Origin of the sequence: Nocardiopsis alba DSM 43377 (genome assembly GCF_000341225.1) — a bacterium.
Classification (GTDB): domain Bacteria; phylum Actinomycetota; class Actinomycetes; order Streptosporangiales; family Streptosporangiaceae; genus Nocardiopsis; species Nocardiopsis alba.
The window spans coordinates 260165-277918 of sequence record NZ_ANAC01000001.1 but is presented as its reverse complement, the minus strand read 5'-3'; the positions used below and the strand labels follow the sequence as shown (position 1 = coordinate 277918).

The following is a 17754-nucleotide window of genomic DNA, read 5'->3' as shown; positions in this document are numbered from 1 at the left end:
GGAAGGGGTGTGCCCCGCCACCGGGGGACGGGGCGGGGCACGGGGAGAGGGATCCCTAGGCGTAGGTGTCGTGTTTCGGTGCCTCTTGGGCGACGCGGTCCCCGGAGCGGACGAGGGGCCGCAGGCGGTCGTTCTCGGCCACCTTGTCGACGAGGAGGGTCATGGGGCGGGACATCGCGAGGCTGACCAGCGTCGCGACGATCGCGCCGACCAGGAGTCCGACCGTGACGTCGTGCGGGTAGTGGACGCCGACGAGGACCCGGGAGAAGGCCTCCAGAAGAGCGAACAGGATCGCCGCGAAGGCGTAGCGGCGCCAGGCCACGATGATGGCCGCGGCCGCGGCGCCCGCGATGGCGGCGTGGTTGCTCGGGAAGGACCAGTCACCTATGGGGTCGCAGGTGGCGATGGTCGTCAGGTCGGTCATGGCCTGACAGGGCCTGAGCTGTTCGAAGAAGGACTTGATCGTCAGACTGACGAAGTAGGCGATGACGGTGGCGACCGGCGCGAAGAGCGCGAGGCCGACCAGGCGTGAGCCGGCGGACCGGGCACGCCACCAGGCCATGAGGAACAGGAGCGCGAAGACACCGAGGAAGAGGTCGGTACCCCACTCGGCGGCGGTCTGCATCCAGGGATCGAGGCCGGCCGCGAACTCGATCACGGCCCGGGACCAGGCGGCGCTGATGGCGAAGATCTCAGAGACCATCTCTCTCCATTGGGGTCGTACGGGGAGAAGGTCGCGCGTGCAGCGGAGAAGGCTGGGCGACGTCCCGGTGACGGGACTCCCACGGGCGAATGAACGGAAGCCCTTATCCTGTCATCAACCCGAAGCCCGCAAAGCCGTTCCGGTGGGGAAATCGACCAAAGAGATGACGAAACCCCACGAAAGAGACGGCCACCCCTGAACAAAAGGCGTGGTGACGGAGGTGGATAGCGTGGCGGGGTCCATCCGTCTCCCACAGACCGGAGTTGTCATGGCCACGAACTTCACCACGGCGGATCTGATCGACGACCACGGTGACACCCTGCGCAGCTGTTCGACGCAGTTCCGTCGGTACGGCGGGCACGACGTCTTCTCCGGGCCGATCCGTACCGTGCGCTGCCACGAGGACAACGGGTTGGTGAAGCGGATCCTCGCCACTCCCGGTGACGGCGCCGTGCTGGTCGTGGACGGCAACGGCTCTCTGCGCACCGCCCTGATGGGCGACATGATCGCCGCCTCGGCGGTGGAGAACGGCTGGGCCGGAGTGGTCGTCAACGGCGCGGTCCGCGACACGGTCGCACTGGCCGGGCTGGAGCTGGGGGTGAAGGCGCTGGGCTCCAACCCGCGCAAGTCGCTCAAGGACGCCGCCGGACGTGCGGACGTCCCGGTCACCTTCGGCGACGTCACGTTCGTCCCCGGCGAGTGGCTCTACAGCGACCACGACGGCATCGTCGTCAACGCCACGAGGCTCTGAGACGGCGGGGGCGGCGGGGACCGCCGCCCCCGCAGCCCCGTCAGATCTCTCGGGCTCCGCTCCTGTTCACCGTCACGAACAGGAGCAACGCGGTTCCCACGAGGCCGACCGCCGCGGCCGGGAGGAGGTCTCCGACCGGCGCCCCCGCGGCCAGAAGGGCCGGTCCGCGCATGAGCGTGCTCGGCACCCACTCGGCGAGAGCGGGGATCTGCCCGATCCCCGAGAGGAGCATCAGGGCGAGTGCGGAGGCCCCCACCACGGCGAGGGCGTTGCGCATCAAGGACGACATCAGCGCCACCACCGCCACGGCCAGGATCGGGAAGACCCCGCCGATCAGGGCTCCGATCAGGACCGACGGCGACAAGGGTTCGAAGAGCGCCGAGGCGAGCGCCCAGGCCACCAGGGAACCCGCCAGGTGGGCGAGGACGGCGGCCGCCGCCGGAAGGACGAAGCGGGGCAGGAGCATCTCCGCAGCCCCGGAGACCCGGGTCCGATAGAAGACGGCCCGTCCGGGCCCGGAGTCCACCGTCAGGGCCATGGTCGCCACCAGGATCACCACGAGCGTCCCCACCGGGGCCGCCAGTTCGACGTAGGAGCCCAGGGCGTCGACCGCGGTCATCTCCGGCAGTTGGAAGTCCATGGCGGCCAACTCCCCTCGAGGGTCGGCCAACGTCAGGAAGTCCTCCATGAAGTAGGAGAGCAGCGGCCCGACCGCCCCGAAGATCCCGAAGACGAGCACCAGGGCGAGCAGGGTGTGGGTACGGAGCAGTCGCCGGGCCTCCAGCCGGTACAGCGTGCCGTTCATCGATCCGTCCTGTTCGTGAGGGAGAGGAACGCCGATTCCAGGTCCTCCTGGAAGCCGGTCATGGACACCAGCGGCATCCCGTGTTCGGCGAGCAGCCGGGGGATCCCCAGCTCCCCCGAGTCGGCGTCCACCGCCTCCAGATGGACGCAGTCCTCCTCCACCCGGGAGGCCCGGGTGACCCAGGGCTCGGCCGTCAGGAGTCCGACGAGACGGTCGACCGGTCCATGCGTCCGCAGGTACCAGGCGTTGGGTCGGCCGCGGTCGGCGATGTCGGCGACCGGCCCCTGGTAGACAAGTCGGCCCCGGACGAGCACCGCGACGTCGTCGCAGATCCTCTGCACGTCGCCGAGCAGATGGCTGGCGACGATGATCGTGCACTCTCCTCTCAGCGAGGTGATGAGGTCGAGGACGTCCACCCGGCCCTGAGGGTCCAGGCCCGAGGCGGGTTCGTCGAGGATGAGCACCTCGGGGCGGCAGACGAGGGCGGCGGCCAGACCCAGGCGTTGACGCATGCCCCGGGAGAAACGGCCGTTGCGCCGGTCGGCGGCCTCGGCGAGCCCGACGCGGTCCAGAGCCCGGGCGATCTCGGCGTCACCGGCCTTCTCCCCGACCATGTGGGCGCTGAGGGCGACCACCTCGGCCGCGGTCAGCCAGGGTTCGAAGTCGGGAACGTCGGGGCAGAGCAGGACCCGCCCCTCGGGGGCCGACACCGTCCCTTCTCCGGGCGCTCGCATACCGGCGAGGATCGACAACAGGGTGGTCTTTCCCGCTCCGTTCGGGCCTACCAGGCCCAGAACGCGGCCACGCGGCACCGCGAGGTCGATGTCGAAGATCCCCGTCTCCGGCCCGTAGGACCGGGTGAGTCCCTTCGTGGTGATCACGTGTTCGTGTTTCATGGGCCGCTCCTGGGCTCCTTCTTCCATTCCCGGTCTCCGACGAAGGGGACGGCACAGCCGACGAGGATCGCGGGCCCCATCAGCATCACCGTGTAGGCCGCGACGGTGGGGTCGGGCAGTACGAGTCCCATGACCCCGGTGGCCACTCCGACCAGGGCGATCGACGCCCCCACCCACCCGCGTGCCTGTTCCCACCAGCGCGCGGCCGGGGTCTCCTCGGGCCGTTCCGCGCGCAGGAGCGGGGCGATCGCCCCCATCCCCACCAGGAAGGCCGCCAGGGTCAGGGCGACGATCCGGTCCGTGGGCAACGACGGGCCTCCGCCCGCCACCTCGTACAGCGTCACGACGTGCAGCGCGGCCAAGAGCAGCGCCAACAGCAGCGAGAAGAGGTCGACGACCCGCCTCAGGGATCGCGTCGACCACGGTGTGGGCGTCTCCAAGGCCCGATGGAACCGATCCCCCACCACCGAGACCAGCGAGAACACGGCCACCATGGTCAGGGACACCGCGGGCAGGATCGACGCGACCGCCCATCCGGGCAGGTCGGAGGAGCCGCGGAGTATGTCGTACTCCGCCGAGTCCACCCGGGCGGGGAGCCCGGGGTACAGATGGATCGACACCGCCACCATGAACACCACCGTGGCCAGGGTGCCCAGCGTTCCCCAGCGGGGAAGGGGGACCCTCCCCGAGGTCCTTCCGCCCATGCGCTCCGCCTCCGTCCCTCGTCTTTCACGAACGACGCTACGGAGCCGCGAGGGATCGGCGCATCGCCCCGGAGGAACGCTCCGGTCATGGCTTCGGGGCGCCTTCGGGCATGCCGGAGGTCATGGTCGTGGACGTGCCCCGGACATGACCTCGGCGGCCGGCCCCGGCCCTGCTCCCCCGGTTACCCTCGATCAATGACGAACAACGGCCGGTTCCCCGACCTGTCCGACTGGGTCGCCCTACGGGAGGGCCGACCGCCCCGGGTCCTGGGGTTGCTCTTCTGGGCCGCCGTCCTCACCACCGCGTTGATGTTCGGGGTCGCCGCGTTCACGGAGGGCATGGAGGAGCTCCGGTCGGCCGGGCCCCTGATCATCGTCTACATCGTCGCCAGCGGCGTGGCCCTGACCCTGTCCTGCGCTCTGTGGCCGTTCCTGGCGTGGAGCCCCGGGGCACGTTGGACGGGACGGCTCGCCAGCGCGACCTTCCTCCTCCTGAGCCTGTGTTCGATGTTCGTCAGCAACCACACCACCTTCCTGTTCGTCTGTGTGGCCGCGATGAACGCGGTGGCGGTCTTCGGGATCCCCGGCCTGCTCTGTTACGCGACGCTCCTCATCGGGTTCTCGATCACGACGATCGGCCTTCCCGAGGGACACCTGTTCATCGGCGCGGCCATGGCGGTCGGACTCACCACGCTGGCCCTGTTGTCCGGGCTGGTGTACATGGGGCTCGTGATCTCCGCCCAACGGGCCGAACGCACGCGGGAGCTCCTCGCCGAACTGGAGGAGGCCCACGCCGAGCTGCGCCGCCATTCCGACCGGGTACGCGAACTGACCGTCGCCGAGGAGCGGGCGCGCATGTCCCGGGAGATGCACGACAGCACCGGGCATTACCTCACCGCCCTCACCATGAACCTCTCCAACGCCCTACGCTTTCGCACCGCCCGCCCCGAGTCCGCCTGGGAGGAGGTCGAACAGGCCCGGGAACTGGCTCGTGAGGCCCTCACCGACACCCGCAGATGGGTCAGGGCGCTACGACCTCTCCGGCTGGAGGGACGCGCGGGCGTGACCGCCATGCGGGCGATGGCCGAGTCCTTCGACGGCGGCGGGGCGCGCATCGTCTTCACCGAGACCGGGGAGTGGCCGGAGCCGTCGCAGGAGGCCGAGCTGGTCTGTTACCGGGCGCTCCAGGAGGGGCTGACCAACGCGATGCGCCACTCCGGGAGCGATCGGGTCGAGGTGACGGTGGCCTCCTCCCCCGAAGGCGTGACGGTGACGGTGACCGACAACGGGAACGGCGCCGATGAGGAGACCGCCCGGAACGGGTTCGGCCTGCGCGGTCTGCGAGAGCGGGTGGCCTCTGTACAAGGGACGATGAGCGCGGAGAGCCCGGCCGAGGGCGGGTTCCGGCTCAGGGTGACCGTCCCGGCGGTCGCACGGGCCGCTACGGTCGTGACGGGAGGTGCGGCGTGACGTCGGTTTCGGTCCTGATCGTGGACGACCAGATCCTGCTGCGACAGGGGCTGCGCAAGCTGCTGGAGATCGAGGAGGGCATCGAGATCGTCGGTGACGCCGCCGACGGGGTCGAGGCCCTGGAGTTCCTGGCCGCGCACCCCTCTCCGGACGTGGCCCTGGTGGACGCCCGGATGCCGCGCATGGACGGGATCGAGCTCATCGCCCGGATGCGCGTCGAACATCCGAAGGTCCCCGCCATCGTCCTCACCACCTTCGACGACGACGAGCTCGTCTTCGGCGGGCTGCGCGCGGGCGCCCGAGGCTACCTGCTCAAGGACGTGCCGCCCGACGAGCTGGTCTCGGCGATCCGTCGGGCCGCGCGGGGCGAGACGGTCCTGGGCGGCCCGGCCGCCGACCGGCTCGTCGCGGCCCTGAACACCACCGTGGCCCCGCCCCCGGTCTCCGAGACGGCGACACCGCTGTCCGACCGGGAGTGGGAGGTGGCCCGCATGGTGGGCGAGGGCGCCACCAATCGGGAGATCGCCCGTGCCCTGTTCATCACCGAGGGCACGGCCAAGAACCACGTCACCAGCATCCTGCGCAAGCTGGATCTGCGCGATCGCACCCGCCTGGCCCTCTGGGTCGGCCGACAGGACACCTGACCGAGAGGATCATCGCTCGCAGAAGTCCAGGACCGGACCACGGGTCTCCGAGACCCGGTCGAGTGCATCCGCGAGTCCGGTTTCGTCTCCGGACTCGAGCTCGACCAGAACCGCGTCGACCGCGTCGGCCCGTGCGGTCACCTCGTGCCCCAGGTCCGTACCGGAGAGCAGGGACTCCAAAAGTTCGACTTCGGCCAAGTGGTCGTTCAATTCGAGCTCGTACCGATCCTGGTAGGGAACCCGGTCGATCAGCAGATCCTTCTCGAGCCCCTCGGCCGCGGCATCGACCGTGTCCATACGTGATCGAACGTCGTCACAAGCACTCTTCACCTCGGGGAGATCGATCTCCGTGGGCTCACCGGCAGTGGCGTCGGACGTCTCGGGAGGAGTCTCGACGGACTGATCGTCCCCGTCACGGCAGGCGCCGACGGACAACACCATGGCGACGCACAGGACCATGAGGCGAAGGGGCAGGGGGTGTTTCTCGGCGCGATCTCTCACCCGAACGAAGCTAGGGCATCACCCCTCATGCCCCGTCCGTCGTGGCCGGATGAGGTCAACGTGCCCCGTTCCGGTCAGGGCCTGGGGGCGGAGAACTCCTCGCTGGCGTCCGACAGGATGTCCAGGACGGCGATGGGGTCGGGCAGGAGCACGGAGCCCTCGGAGTCGGAGGGGGTGCGGATCCAGGTGACCCGGTCGTCGAAGGGCAGGGCCGAGGGGGCCCCGAGGACGAAGCTGTCCCGGCAGTGCCAACGCAGCCCCGGCATCTCCTCGACGGCCTCGGGTACGCAGTCCAGATGGCAGGACCACCACTCCTCCTCGTCCACCGAGGAACGGGTGGCGACGAAGAACAGGTAGCGGGTCCCCATGGCGGCGACCGGACCCGCCGGGATCCCCGCGCGCCCCATCCGTGCCAGGGCCATCACACCGGCCTCGCGGGGCACGTCCAGGACGTCGAAGACGCGGCCGGTCGGCAGTACCACGTTCGCATGGGGCGCCGCGGTCCACCAGCGGCGGATCGTCTCGGTGTCGGTGCTGGCCTCCACGCCCCAAGCGGCGGTGACCGGGTGGGCGGCCGGGTCGGGACAGCCCATCCGGTCGCACGTACACGCGCGGTCCTCCCCCGGGGAGGCGCCCCGGACCACCGGCCATCCGAGCCGGGCGTAGCGCAGCGCGGACTCCAGCATGCTGTCCGTCGCGTGGCGGCGTTTCCTTCGGTACAACACGTCGGCCATAGGAGCTCCCCGGTCTCATCGGTGCGGGCGCGGCCGGGTTCGGATCTGGGGCCCGAACCCCCGGCGACCGCGACCGGGACGAGCCGGTGCGCTCAACGCAGCAGACGTGCCGCCTCGGTGGCCCAGTAGGTCAGGATCTGCTCCGCTCCAGCTCGTCGGTAGGAGGTCAGGGTCTCCAGGATCGCCCGTTCCCGGTCGAGCCAGCCCTTCTCCGCCGCGGCCTCGATCATCGCGTACTCGCCGCTCACCTGATAGGCCGACACGGGTACCGGAGAGGATTCGGCCACCTTGGCGACCACGTCGAGGTAGGCCAGGCCGGGTTTGACCATCACCATGTCCGCGCCCTCGGCCACGTCCAGGGCCACCTCGCGCAGGGACTCGCGGACGTTGGCCGGGTCCTGCTGGTAACCGGAACGGTCCCCGAACCGCGGAGCGCCCTCGGCCGCCTCGCGGAAGGGCCCGTAGAACACGGACGCGTACTTGGCGGCGTAGGCCAGGATCGGCACCTCGGGGTGGCCGGCCCGGTCCAGTCCGGCGCGGATCGCCGCGACCTGGCCGTCCATCATCCCGCTGGGCGCGACCACGGCCGCCCCCGCCTCGGCCTGGGCGGCGGCGATGGACGCGTACCGCTCCAGGGTGAGGTCGTTGTTCACGTGCCCGTCGGTCTCCAGCGGACCGCAGTGACCGTGGTCGGTGTACTCGCACAGGCACAGGTCCGCCATGACGACGATGTCGTCGCCGACCTCCGAGGCCAGGTCGCGCAGGGCCACCTGGACGACGCCGTCCGGGTCGTCGGCCTGCGAGCCGACGGAGTCCTTGTGCTCGGGGATGCCGAAGAGCATCAGCCCGCCGACGCCCGCCTCGGCCGCCTCGCGCGCGGCCTTGCGCAGGCTGTCCCGAGTGTGCTGGACCTGGCCGGGCATCGAGGAGATCGCCACCGGTTCGGTGAGCCCCTCCTTGACGAACATCGGCAGGATGAGGTTCTCCGGAAGCACCCGCGTCTCCGAGACCAGACGACGCAGCGCCGTGCCCCGGCGCAGGCGACGCGGTCGGACGACGGGGAACGCGGCGTCGTGGTCGTTAGAGGTCATCTCGGATGCTCCCGGATCGTGGAGTGGACTGCTGTGTCGTCGTGTCGTGGTGCCCTCGGTCAGAGCTTGCGGCGGCGACCGCGACGCTTCTGACTCGGCTTCAGAACGGGCTTGCCCGCCTCGATCGCCTCTCGGCGCTTGGCCGCACCGTACTCCGCCAGAGCCTCCGTCAGGGCGGAAACCGAGGCTTTCGGTGCCACGACGTCGACGCGCAGGCCGAACTCGATGGCGGTCTTCTCGGTCTCTCGGCCGATCACGGCGATGGCGGTGGTGTTGTGCGGCTTGCCGGCGATCCCCACCAGGTTGCGGACCGTCGAGGAGGACGTGAAGAGCACGGCGTCGAAGCCGCCGCCCTTGATGGCCTCACGGATCGGCTGGGGCGGGGGCGCGGCTCGAACGGTGCGGTAGGCCGTGACGTCGTCGACCTCCCAGCCGAGGTCGCTCAGGCCGGCCGAGAGCACCTCGGTGGCGATGTCGGCCCGGGGCAGCAGGACGCGCTCGATCGGGTCGATCTCCGCGTCGTAGGGCGGCCAGACCGACACCAGCCCCTTACTGGACTGGACGTCCTCCGGCGGCTCCAGGTCGGGCTGGATACCGAAGTCGCGGACGGCCTTCGCGGTGGCGTCTCCGACCACGGCGACCTTGACCCCGGCGAAGGCCCGGGCGTCCAGACCGTAGGACTCCAGACGCTCCCGAATGGCCTTGACCGCGTTGACCGAGGTGAAGGCGACCCACTGGTAGCGGCCGGTGACCAGGCCTCGGACGGCGCGTTCCATCTGCTGCGGGGTCCGGGGCGGCTCCACCGAGATGGTGGGCACCTCCTCGGGGACCGCGCCGTGGTTGCGCAGCTGCTCGGACAGGGAGGCCGCCTGCTCCTTGGTGCGGGGCACCAGGACGCGCCAGCCGAACAGCGGCCGGGTCTCGTACCAGGAGAGCTCGGACTGACGGGCCACCGGAGAGCCCACGACCATCAGGGCGGGCGCGGTGACGTGGTGGTTCTTGGCGTCGGTGGACTTGAGCTCGGCGACCAGACGGGCCAGCGTGGAGGTCACGGTGGTCTGTCGGGTGGTGCCCCCGGCCCGGACGACGGCGACCGGGGTGGTCGCCGGTCGACCGCCCGCGATGAGGTTCTTGCACACCACGTCGAAGCCGGGGCCGCGGTGCTCGAGCGGCTCGCTCTCGTGGGCGTCGGCGCCCAGGATGACGAGCGGGGCGTCGGAGGCGGCCGCCTCCTGCCAGTCGACGTCCTTGCCGGAGTGCGGGCGGGCGTGGAGTACGCGCAGTTCGGCGACGTCGTCCCCGAGCAGGGGGATACCACCGAAGGTCGGCACGGAGGTGACGGAAGAGACCCCGGGAGCGACCTCGACCTCGATGTCCGCCTCCTTACAGGCGGCCACGAGCTCGGCGCCGCGGCAGCCGAAGAAGGGGTCGCCCGAGTACAGGCGGGCGACCCGACGCCCCTCACGGGCGTGTTCGACGGCGAGGGCGTTGATGTCGCCGCCGCACTCGGCGGCCTCCACCACGGAGACGTCCTCACGGCACAGGGCGAGCAGCTCCTCACGGAAGGCCGAGAGCTCCTCCGCCGCGGGCTCGCGCAGAGTGATGACCACGTCGGCGCGGCGCAGGAGTTCTGCGCCGCGCAGCGTCAACAGGTCGGCGCCGCCCGGACCGGAGCCGATCAGGGCGACGTGGCCCGCTCCGCGCGCGTCGCGCTGCGGGTCCTCCGGCTGGGGGTTGACGTTGGCGTTCACGTACTCGCTCCTCTTGTGTGGATCGCCCACGCCTCGGGGCGCGAACTCCGAGGCGGTGATGGTCGGGGCGACCCGCGCGGGTGTCACCCCGGCAGCCGAGGTGCTGCCCGGGTCGTTCTCAGGGGTTGTCCCTTTCGGCGAAGGCCTCGGCGACGATGCGGTCGGCGCCTTCGGCGATCATCTGTCGGGCCAGTTCGCGGCCGAGCCCGATCGCCGTCTCCAGGTCCTCCGGCGAGGCCATCTCCACGGTCCGCTCGCGGCGGACGGAGGTGGAACCGTCGGTGGCGACGACGGCGGCGCGCAGGCGCAGCCGTCCCTCCCCGTACTCGGCGAAGGCGCCGACCGGTGCGGCGCAGCCGGCTTCCAACTCCGCGAGGATGGTGCGTTCGGCGACGACCTCGGCGCGGGTGGGCGCGTGGTCGACGGAGGACAGGTAGGCCAGGTCCCCGTCGGCGCGCTCGGTGCGGCACTCCACCGCGAGGGCGCCCTGGCCGGGGGCGGGCAGCATCTGCTCGGGCTCGAAGACGTCGGTGACGTCCTCGCGGCGGCCCACCCGGCCCAGACCGGCGTAGGCCAGGATCACGGCGTCGAGTTCGCCGGAGGCCACCTTGCCCAGGCGGGTCTCGGCGTTGCCGCGGATCGGCACGTAGACCAGGTCGGGGCGCAGGGCCGCGAGCTGGGCGACCCGGCGCGGGGAGCCGGTGCCGATCTTGGAGCCGGCGGGCAGGTCCATGAACTTGAGGCCGTCCCTGGCGCACAGGGCGTCGCGCGGGTCGTCGCGTTCGGTGATGGCGGCCAGGACCAGACCGTCGGCCGGGGTGGTGGGCAGGTCCTTGAGGGAGTGCACCGCGAAGTCGATGGTGTCGGCGACCAGCTCGTCTCGCAGGGCGTTGACGAACACCCCGGTTCCGCCGAGCTGGGTCAGGTGGGCCTTGGTGACATCGCCGAAGCTGGTGATCAGCTCCAGTTCGATGGCGTGGCCGGTCCGTTCGGTGATCGTGTCGGCCACCTTCTGGGACTGGTTGGTGGCCATGGTGCTGCGTCGGGTGCCGAGCTTGGCGGCGGTGGCGGTCATGCCTTCTCCTGTGCGGGCCGCGCGGCGGTGGAACGCCCGGCGTCGGCCGCGGTCTTCGGGTCGAGGTCGAACAATCGGCGCAGGGCGGCCTCGTATGACTCCCCGTCGGGGGCGGCGGCCAGCTCCTTCACGCGCACGGTGGGTCTGTGCAGAAGCTTGTCGGCGACGCGGCGCATGGCGCGGCCGATCTCCTCGCGGGTGCGCTCGTCGAGGTCGTCGGGGAGACGACCGTGCAGGCGGGAGAGTTCGGCGTCCACGACGCCGCGGGCCTGGGCGCGCAGGGCGACGACGGTGGGGGCGACCTGGTCGGCGCGGCGTACCGCGCGGAACTCGTCGACCTCCTCCTCGACGATCCCGCGTACGAGGGTCAGCGCTCCGGAGCGGCCGGCCTCGGTGTCGGTTCCGGTCGCGGCGGCCTGACGCAGGTCCTCGATGTCGACGAGGTGGACGCCCTCGCGTTCACGGACGGCGGGGTCGATGTCGCGGGGCAGCGCGAGGTCGAGGAAGACGAGGGGCCGGGTACGACCCCGGGTCGCGTCGGCCACGGCGTCGGCGGGGAGCACGAGGCCCTGGGCTCCGGTGCAGGAGATGACGAGGTCGACGTCGGGGAGGGCCTCGGCCGCGTCGGCGAAGGGGACGGTGTCGGCCCGGACGGTCTCGTAGGCCTCGTTGAGGCACTCGGCCAGACGCGCGGCGCGCTCGTGGGTGCGGTTGGCGACGATGACCGTTCCGGCGCCCTGACGGGCGACGGTGTTGGCGGACAGGGCGCTCATGGAACCGGCCCCCAGGACCAGCACGCGGGTACCGGTGAGCGGGCCGGAGGGAAGGTCGGCGGTGAGGGAGCGCGGCTCGGCGGAGGCGGCCTCGGCGAGTCCCTGGCCGGACATCGGGCATCCGGCGGGCGGGGTGACCGACCCGAAGGGGAGGTCGGGGCTGGGGGTGACGGCGAGGTGTCTGGAGGCGACGGTGAGGCCGAAGCTCACCATGTCGGCGCCGGCGTGGTCGAGGTGCGTCTCGGTGTGGGCGCGCTTGCCCACGCGCAGGGCGCGCTGGCCGAGGTCGTTGAGGACGCGGCCCACGGAGCCGGTCTCCTGGCCCTCCTTGAGGGAGTCGCGGACCTGGCCGAGGATCTGACCCTCGCCGACCACCATGGAGTCGAGTCCACAGGTGACGGAGAACAGGTGCTGGACGGCCTGGTCCTCATAGTGGGCGTAGAGGTGCTCGGAGAGCTCGGACAGGCTCACGCCGCTGTGCCAGGACAGGAGTTCGGTGATGGCCGCGAGTCCGTCGTGGTAGCCCGCGACGTCGGCGTAGATCTCCGTGCGGTTGCAGGTGGAGACCACCATGACCTCGTTGACCGCGTCGGAACCGACCATCTCCCCGACCGCCCTGCTGCGCGCCTCCCCGTTCAGCGCGACGCGTTCGAGCAGCGCCACCGGTGAACTCCGGTGGCTCAACCCCACGGCCAGGACACTCATCCGTACTCCTATGCAGGCACTAAGTCTCTCCATGTTCGGGCAGGGCCGCGGCCCCCGGCCGTCGGCCCCCCGAAACGCGGCGCACGCTCGCTCTTCGCCGCCGCCCGTGCGGGTCCGCAGGACCCTGGACGTCTACGTCATCTCCAGCCCTACCCGCTCCGCCTCGCGGCCGTCGCCATCGGCCCTGCGTTGCGCGTGGAAGGCGAGGATCTGGAGTTCGATGGACAAGTCGACCTTACGCACATCGACCCCGTCCGGCACATTCAGCACGACGGGAGCGAAGTTGAGGATGCTGGTCACGCCCGCCTCGACGAAGCGACTGGCCACCCCCTGGGCGGAGCCGGCCGGTGTGGCTATGACCCCGATCGACACGCCCTTGGAATGCACAACCTCTTCCAGGCTGTCAATATGCCTCACCTCCAGCGACGCGACGGTCCTCCCGACCACCTCCGGATCGGCGTCGAGCAGGGCCGCGATCCGGAAGCCCCGGGTGCCGAAGCCCCCGTAGTTGGCCAGAGCGCGCCCCAGGTTGCCGATGCCGACGATGGCGACGGACCAGTCCTGAGTGAGACCAAGCTCACGCGAGATCTGGTAGATGAGGTACTCCACCTCGTAGCCCACCCCGCGCGTCCCGTAGGAACCCAGGTGCGACAGGTCCTTACGGAGCTTGGCCGAGTTCACCCCGGCCGCTCCGGCCAGGGCCTCCGAGGAGACCGTGGCGGTGCCGCGGTCCTGGAGGACCTGGAGAGCTCGCAGATACACCGGGAGCCGGGCGACGGTGGCCTCCGGTATTCCCTTTTCCCGGGGTCGAGGCGGACGACTGATCACAGGCGGGCGCTCCTGAGGTGGGTCGGTTCGGGCGGGGTGCGGGCCACGCCCGTCCCCGGCCTCACCCACCGGTTCCGCGCGTTCCCCGACCTTCGGGATGTACGGGAACTCCAGATTACGTGCTTGTGAAAGCACGCACAAAGTGGGGTGGCATGTGAGCGCCCACGAGCGGGTTCACACAAATCACCCCTCCCCGAGGGCCCTCGAAAACGAAAGATCACATCATCGGCATTTCCGGCGGGAGGGAAAACCCGCCGGCCCCGACGTGGTGCTCGTTCTCCGAGAAAAAGGGCGGGAGAACCCGTCGCCCTCCCGAGCACGCTCAGGAGGAGAGGGCCGAGCGCAGCCGTTCCTCGGAGACCCGCCAGAAATCGTGGCGACGCCCGTCGACGAACGTCACCGGGATCTTGTCCCAGTACTCCTCGCGCTCGGCCTCGGACACCTCGTCGAGGCTCCGCTCCGCGCGGTCCACTCCGAGTTCGTCCGTCACACGGGTGATCACCGACCACGCCTCTTCGCACAGGTGACATCCGGGCTTGCCGAGCATCACCACACGTGCCCGCTCCGTCCAGACCGAGGTCCCCGTCATGTTCCGCTCCGTCTCCACGTTCTCTCCCCGCTCATCCACCGGCGAAGGGCGGTAGGACCTCGATCACGGTCCCGTCCTCGACCACGATCCCGCCATGCTCTCTCCGTCCGACCGGTTTCTCGTCCACGAGAAGCGACGAGGCCCCCAGTACGCGCAGGAAACGGTCGTCGGGGTGCAGACGGCGCGCCGCTTCGAGAGCGGCTTCGAGAGTTCCGGCATCGACCGTGTCCTCGGCCGTCCCGGCCGCTTCCTTCGCCGATGCCCAGTACCTGATAGTGCACTTCGCCATCTGTTGATTATCCTTGGTGTCCTCGGAGGCGACGTATTCGACCATTCTTCACCGGGGGCAACGGCGCCTTCGATCGCCCGCCGGACGCGGGCCGACGAGAAGAGACGCATGAGCCAGCTGCTGCTACTGACGAACTCGAACGAACCGTCCGATCACGTCCTGCCCGCACTCGGGCTTCTCCTGCACTCGGTGCGCGTGGCGCCCGCCGAGGCCGGCGCACTCCTCGCCTCAGGGGTGAGCGGTACGCCCGGAAGCCCGGTCGACGCCATTCTGGTCGACGCCCGAACCGACCTCGCGGCCGCCCGTAACTTCTGCCGCCTGCTCGACACCACCGGCCTGGACCGCCCCCTCCTGGCCGTCCTTACCGAAGGCGGCGTCGCGGCGCTCACACCCGAATGGCCCATCGACGACTTCGTCCTGGCCGACGCGGGCCCCGCCGAGGTGGAGGCGCGTCTACGGATGGCGGTCGGCGCGGCCGAGGCCGGCGCCGACGATCCCGGCGAGATCCGCCGGGGAGACCTGGTGATCGACGAGGCCACCTACATCGCCCGACTGCGCGGACGCATCCTCGACCTGACCTTCAAGGAGTTCGAACTCCTCAAGTTCCTGGCCCAGCACCCCGGCCGGGTGTTCACCAGGGCCCAACTGCTCCAGGAGGTCTGGGGATACGACTACTTCGGCGGCACCCGGACCATAGACGTCCACGTCCGGCGGCTGCGCGCCAAGCTGGGCTCGGAGCACGAGTCCCTGATCGGGACCGTCCGCAACGTGGGCTACCGGTTCGTGCCGGACCCCGTGGCCAAGGCCCCCGCCTCTCCGGCCGGGCTCACCGACGGGCCGGCCGAGGCGCGATCGGCGGAGGCCGGCACCGCGTAGCGGTACCACCGGGGTCGCGACGGGAACCCGCCGGAGAGCCAACGGTCGAGGAACAGACGGTGTGGAGTCTCGTACTCGGAGTCCTCACGCCCTAAGATCGTTGACGCACCCGGCGGGTAACGACAGGCGCGGCGGAGCTCTCCGGGTGTGGACCGAGACGCCCTGGCGCGCCACCGGAGGAGTGAGATCGCCCCGATGCCCGTCCCCGCCGCGACACCCCCCGTCCACCCCACCCCGCTCCGCCGCCGTGTGCCCGCCCTGCTCGGCGTGGTCTTCATCGGCTCCACCATGATCGCGCCCCCGGGCCTGGCCCACGCCGCCCCCACCGACGGGGTGGTGTTGGCGTTCGAGCGGACCACCGACACCGTCGAGCCCGGATCGCCCGCGCCGGGCAACCCGCTCTCGGTGACCAACGGCGGCACGCTGCCCCTGTGCCTCCAGGCCTTGGAGGTGAACGATCCCGGCTTCCGGGTGGACGACTTCTCCGCCCGTGAGGTCGCGCCCGGCGAGTCCGCGCCCGCGGGCGTCGTGGGCGGTTCCCCCGACGACGGGACCACGGTGACCGCCACCCTCTCCTACGCCTTCGCCGACGAGGCGGGGGGCTGCGCCGGAACCGAGCCGAGCGGATCCGCGGCCTCCTCCTGGCGGATCGACGTCCCCGAGCCCGAACCCGAACCCGAGCCGACCCCCACCGAGGAGCCGACCGAGCGGCCCACGGAGGAACCCACCGAGGAGCCGACGGAGACCCCGACCGAGGAGCCCACCGAAAGACCCACGGAGCCTCCGACCCAGCCCCCCACCGATCGGCCCACGGAGGAACCCACCGCGTCGCCGAGCCCCACCGCTCCGCCGACCGGGCCCCCCTCCCCGAGCGACTCCGCGTCCCCCACGGACCGGCCCTCCACGACGCCTTCGCCGACGAACGGCGAGGAGACGACCGCCTCGCCCTCCGACCGGCCCTCGAACACACCGCGGCCCTCCCCCGACCGCACACCGTCCCGAGGCGGGGGCGACGTTCCGCGCGGAGGCACCGTCCCGACCAGCGGCCCCCAGGCCCCGACCCTGCCCCGTGACGAGGCCGACCTGCCCGAACTCGCTCCCGGGGTCCCGGAGGACCTGGCCGACCTGCCCCTGGTCACCCCCACCTCCGATGACGACGCCGAGACCGAGGTCGCCGCCGATCACGACGACCTGGGCCCCTCCATCACCCCGGCGATCCTGCTCGCGGCGTTCCTGCTGGCCCTGCTGTTGGCCGCCCCCTTGGCGCCGACCCGTCGGGTCCGCCTGGGAACGGGGTACCAGGGCAGGCGCCGCAAGGGCTGACCGCCCCATCGCACGTTCGGCACGCGCCCGGCTCCCGCGCGAGGCCGAACAGGATCTAGGATTCCGAGCCATGAGCACCCCGCTGACGGTCACCGATGACCTCTCCTCCGACCTGGTCGAACCCGTCCTGGTCCTCGCCGAGGCGGCCCGCGCCACCGACGGAGTCGCCCCGCTGTCCGAACAGACCCTGCTCCGGGTCAGGCACGGGGCCCCCGCCGGAAGCAGCCGCTTCCACGTCCTCGCCGAGGAGGGCCGCGTCGTGGGCTTCGCCTTCGTCGAGCGTTCCGAGGACGAGCCCGACTCCGGCGAGGTCGTCGTCGACCCCGAGCGGCGCGGCCGCGGATACGGAGCGACCCTGTTGCGTTCGATCCGAGAGGACGCCGGACCGAACGGGATCCGTGTGTGGGCCCACGGGCGCACCCCCGCGGCGGTCGCCACGGCCGAGGCCGAGGGCTGGACCCCGGCCCGGGAGCTCCACAAGATGCGGATGCCCCTGCGGGATCTGGGCCCCGAGGTGCCCGGAGGCCCCTGGACCGCCCCGGAACTCCCCGAACCCGAGCTGCGCCCCGAGGTCGCCGAGCGGGTGCGGATCCGCCCCTTCGTCGTCGGCCAGGACGAACACGCCTGGCTGACCGCGAACTCCCGCGCCTTCGCCGACCATCCCGAACAGGGCTCCCTGACCCTCGACGACCTGCTCCAGCGCGAGGTCGAGGACTGGTTCGACCCGCGCGGCTTCTTCGTCGCCGCCACCGAGAACGGGACGATCGCCGCCTACCACTGGACCAAGACCCACGCCGACGGCGCCGGTCTGAGCGACGACGAGACCGTCGGCGAGGTCTACGTGGTGGGCGTGGACCCCGACTGGCAGGGCACCGGTCTGGGCCGGGCCCTCACCCTCGCCGGTCTACGTCACCTGCGCGACTCCGGGCTGCCGTGGGTGCACCTGTACGTGGACGGTGACAACCGGGCCGCCGTGCGTCTGTACGAGTCGCTCGGCTTCTCGATGTGGGACACCGACGTGATGTACGCGCCTGTCGCTCACGAGGGCTGAACGCGCCCCCGAGAACACCCCACGGGCGTGCGCCTCGTCACATTCACCGATCGAACCCCTTGCCGCCACAAGGGTGCGACACGACGTTCATCTTCCGTTCATCTTCCCTGAGAGAACTGGTCACTTCCGGCGCTTACCTTCGCAATCGTCACGGTAAGGGCGCCTTCGGCGATCCTTCCGTAACACGGCGGTCGT

At 71.0% G+C, this 17754-nt stretch carries 19 protein-coding genes; 6 read left to right on the top strand and 13 right to left on the bottom strand.

Annotation, left to right across the window (positions count from 1 at the left end; genetic code table 11):
* Positions 1-55: 55 nt before the first annotated feature.
* Positions 56-703, bottom strand: a complete 648-nt coding sequence (locus D451_RS0101200) for a phosphatase PAP2 family protein (protein WP_017533123.1) — start codon at positions 701-703, stop codon at positions 56-58.
* A gap of 268 nt (positions 704-971) precedes the next feature.
* Here D451_RS0101200 and rraA point away from each other — a divergent pair, with 268 nt between their 5' ends.
* Positions 972-1454: a ribonuclease E activity regulator RraA gene (gene rraA / locus D451_RS0101195; protein WP_017533122.1), complete on the top strand. Its 483-nt coding sequence runs from the start codon at positions 972-974 to the stop codon at positions 1452-1454.
* A 40-nt stretch (positions 1455-1494) separates the two neighbouring features.
* Here rraA and D451_RS0101190 read toward each other — a convergent pair whose 3' ends face one another.
* From D451_RS0101190 to D451_RS0101180, 3 genes are read right to left on the bottom strand one after another with little or no spacing between them, the layout of a single operon-like run.
* On the bottom strand, positions 1495-2259 hold the full coding sequence (locus tag D451_RS0101190) for a hypothetical protein (RefSeq protein ID WP_017533121.1): 765 nt from the start codon (positions 2257-2259) through the stop codon (positions 1495-1497).
* Positions 2256-3155 carry an ABC transporter ATP-binding protein gene (locus D451_RS0101185; protein ID WP_017533120.1) on the bottom strand — a complete coding sequence of 300 codons (900 nt, stop codon included), beginning with the start codon at positions 3153-3155 and terminating at the stop codon, positions 2256-2258. Before D451_RS0101185 ends, D451_RS0101190 begins: the two co-directional genes overlap by 4 nt.
* On the bottom strand, positions 3152-3859 hold the full coding sequence (locus D451_RS0101180) for a hypothetical protein (protein WP_017533119.1): 708 nt from the start codon (positions 3857-3859) through the stop codon (positions 3152-3154). The genes D451_RS0101185 and D451_RS0101180 overlap by 4 nt, the downstream gene beginning before the upstream one ends.
* Positions 3860-4054: 195 nt before the next feature.
* On the opposite strand from D451_RS0101180, the gene D451_RS0101175 reads away from it, so the two are divergent.
* The gene (locus D451_RS0101175; protein WP_017533118.1) at positions 4055-5329 is read left to right on the top strand and encodes a sensor histidine kinase; all 1275 of its coding nucleotides are present in this window, start codon (positions 4055-4057) and stop codon (positions 5327-5329) included.
* A complete protein-coding gene (locus D451_RS0101170; RefSeq protein ID WP_014911990.1) occupies positions 5326-5973 on the top strand; it encodes a response regulator in 648 nt (215 codons plus the stop codon). The genes D451_RS0101175 and D451_RS0101170 overlap by 4 nt, the downstream gene beginning before the upstream one ends.
* Before the next feature lie 9 nt (positions 5974-5982).
* On the opposite strand, the gene D451_RS28145 is transcribed toward D451_RS0101170, so the two are convergent.
* The 9 genes from D451_RS28145 to D451_RS0101125 all read right to left on the bottom strand — a co-directional run bounded on the left by D451_RS28145 (position 5983) and on the right by D451_RS0101125 (position 14309).
* On the bottom strand, positions 5983-6474 hold the full coding sequence (locus D451_RS28145; protein WP_026124731.1) for a hypothetical protein: 492 nt from the start codon (positions 6472-6474) through the stop codon (positions 5983-5985).
* Between the two features lie 74 nt (positions 6475-6548).
* Positions 6549-7208: a bifunctional DNA primase/polymerase gene (locus D451_RS0101160; protein WP_017533116.1), complete on the bottom strand. Its 660-nt coding sequence runs from the start codon at positions 7206-7208 to the stop codon at positions 6549-6551.
* Between the two features lie 92 nt (positions 7209-7300).
* Positions 7301-8299, bottom strand: a complete 999-nt coding sequence (gene hemB / locus D451_RS0101155) for a porphobilinogen synthase (protein WP_017533115.1) — start codon at positions 8297-8299, stop codon at positions 7301-7303.
* A 59-nt stretch (positions 8300-8358) separates the two neighbouring features.
* On the bottom strand, positions 8359-10050 hold the full coding sequence (locus tag D451_RS0101150; protein WP_026124729.1) for a bifunctional uroporphyrinogen-III C-methyltransferase/uroporphyrinogen-III synthase: 1692 nt from the start codon (positions 10048-10050) through the stop codon (positions 8359-8361).
* 118 nt (positions 10051-10168) lie between these two features.
* A complete protein-coding gene (gene hemC, locus D451_RS0101145; RefSeq protein ID WP_014911621.1) occupies positions 10169-11125 on the bottom strand; it encodes a hydroxymethylbilane synthase in 957 nt (318 codons plus the stop codon).
* Positions 11122-12603, bottom strand: a complete 1482-nt coding sequence (locus D451_RS0101140; protein WP_017533113.1) for a glutamyl-tRNA reductase — start codon at positions 12601-12603, stop codon at positions 11122-11124. Before D451_RS0101140 ends, hemC begins: the two co-directional genes overlap by 4 nt.
* Positions 12604-12735: 132 nt before the next feature.
* A complete protein-coding gene (locus D451_RS0101135; RefSeq protein WP_014910427.1) occupies positions 12736-13431 on the bottom strand; it encodes a redox-sensing transcriptional repressor Rex in 696 nt (231 codons plus the stop codon).
* Positions 13432-13753: 322 nt separating this feature from the next.
* On the bottom strand, positions 13754-14020 hold the full coding sequence (locus tag D451_RS0101130) for a glutaredoxin family protein (RefSeq protein ID WP_026124728.1): 267 nt from the start codon (positions 14018-14020) through the stop codon (positions 13754-13756).
* Between the two features lie 31 nt (positions 14021-14051).
* The gene (locus D451_RS0101125; RefSeq protein ID WP_026124727.1) at positions 14052-14309 is read right to left on the bottom strand and encodes a MoaD/ThiS family protein; all 258 of its coding nucleotides are present in this window, start codon (positions 14307-14309) and stop codon (positions 14052-14054) included.
* A gap of 108 nt (positions 14310-14417) precedes the next feature.
* On the opposite strand from D451_RS0101125, the gene D451_RS0101120 reads away from it, so the two are divergent.
* The 3 genes from D451_RS0101120 to mshD all read left to right on the top strand — a co-directional run bounded on the left by D451_RS0101120 (position 14418) and on the right by mshD (position 17559).
* Positions 14418-15185, top strand: a complete 768-nt coding sequence (locus tag D451_RS0101120; protein ID WP_014912544.1) for a winged helix-turn-helix transcriptional regulator — start codon at positions 14418-14420, stop codon at positions 15183-15185.
* A 195-nt stretch (positions 15186-15380) separates the two neighbouring features.
* The gene (locus D451_RS0101115) at positions 15381-16508 is read left to right on the top strand and encodes a hypothetical protein (protein WP_026124726.1); all 1128 of its coding nucleotides are present in this window, start codon (positions 15381-15383) and stop codon (positions 16506-16508) included.
* A 70-nt stretch (positions 16509-16578) separates the two neighbouring features.
* A complete protein-coding gene (mshD, locus tag D451_RS0101110) occupies positions 16579-17559 on the top strand; it encodes a mycothiol synthase (protein ID WP_017533110.1) in 981 nt (326 codons plus the stop codon).
* Positions 17560-17754 lie beyond the last annotated feature (195 nt).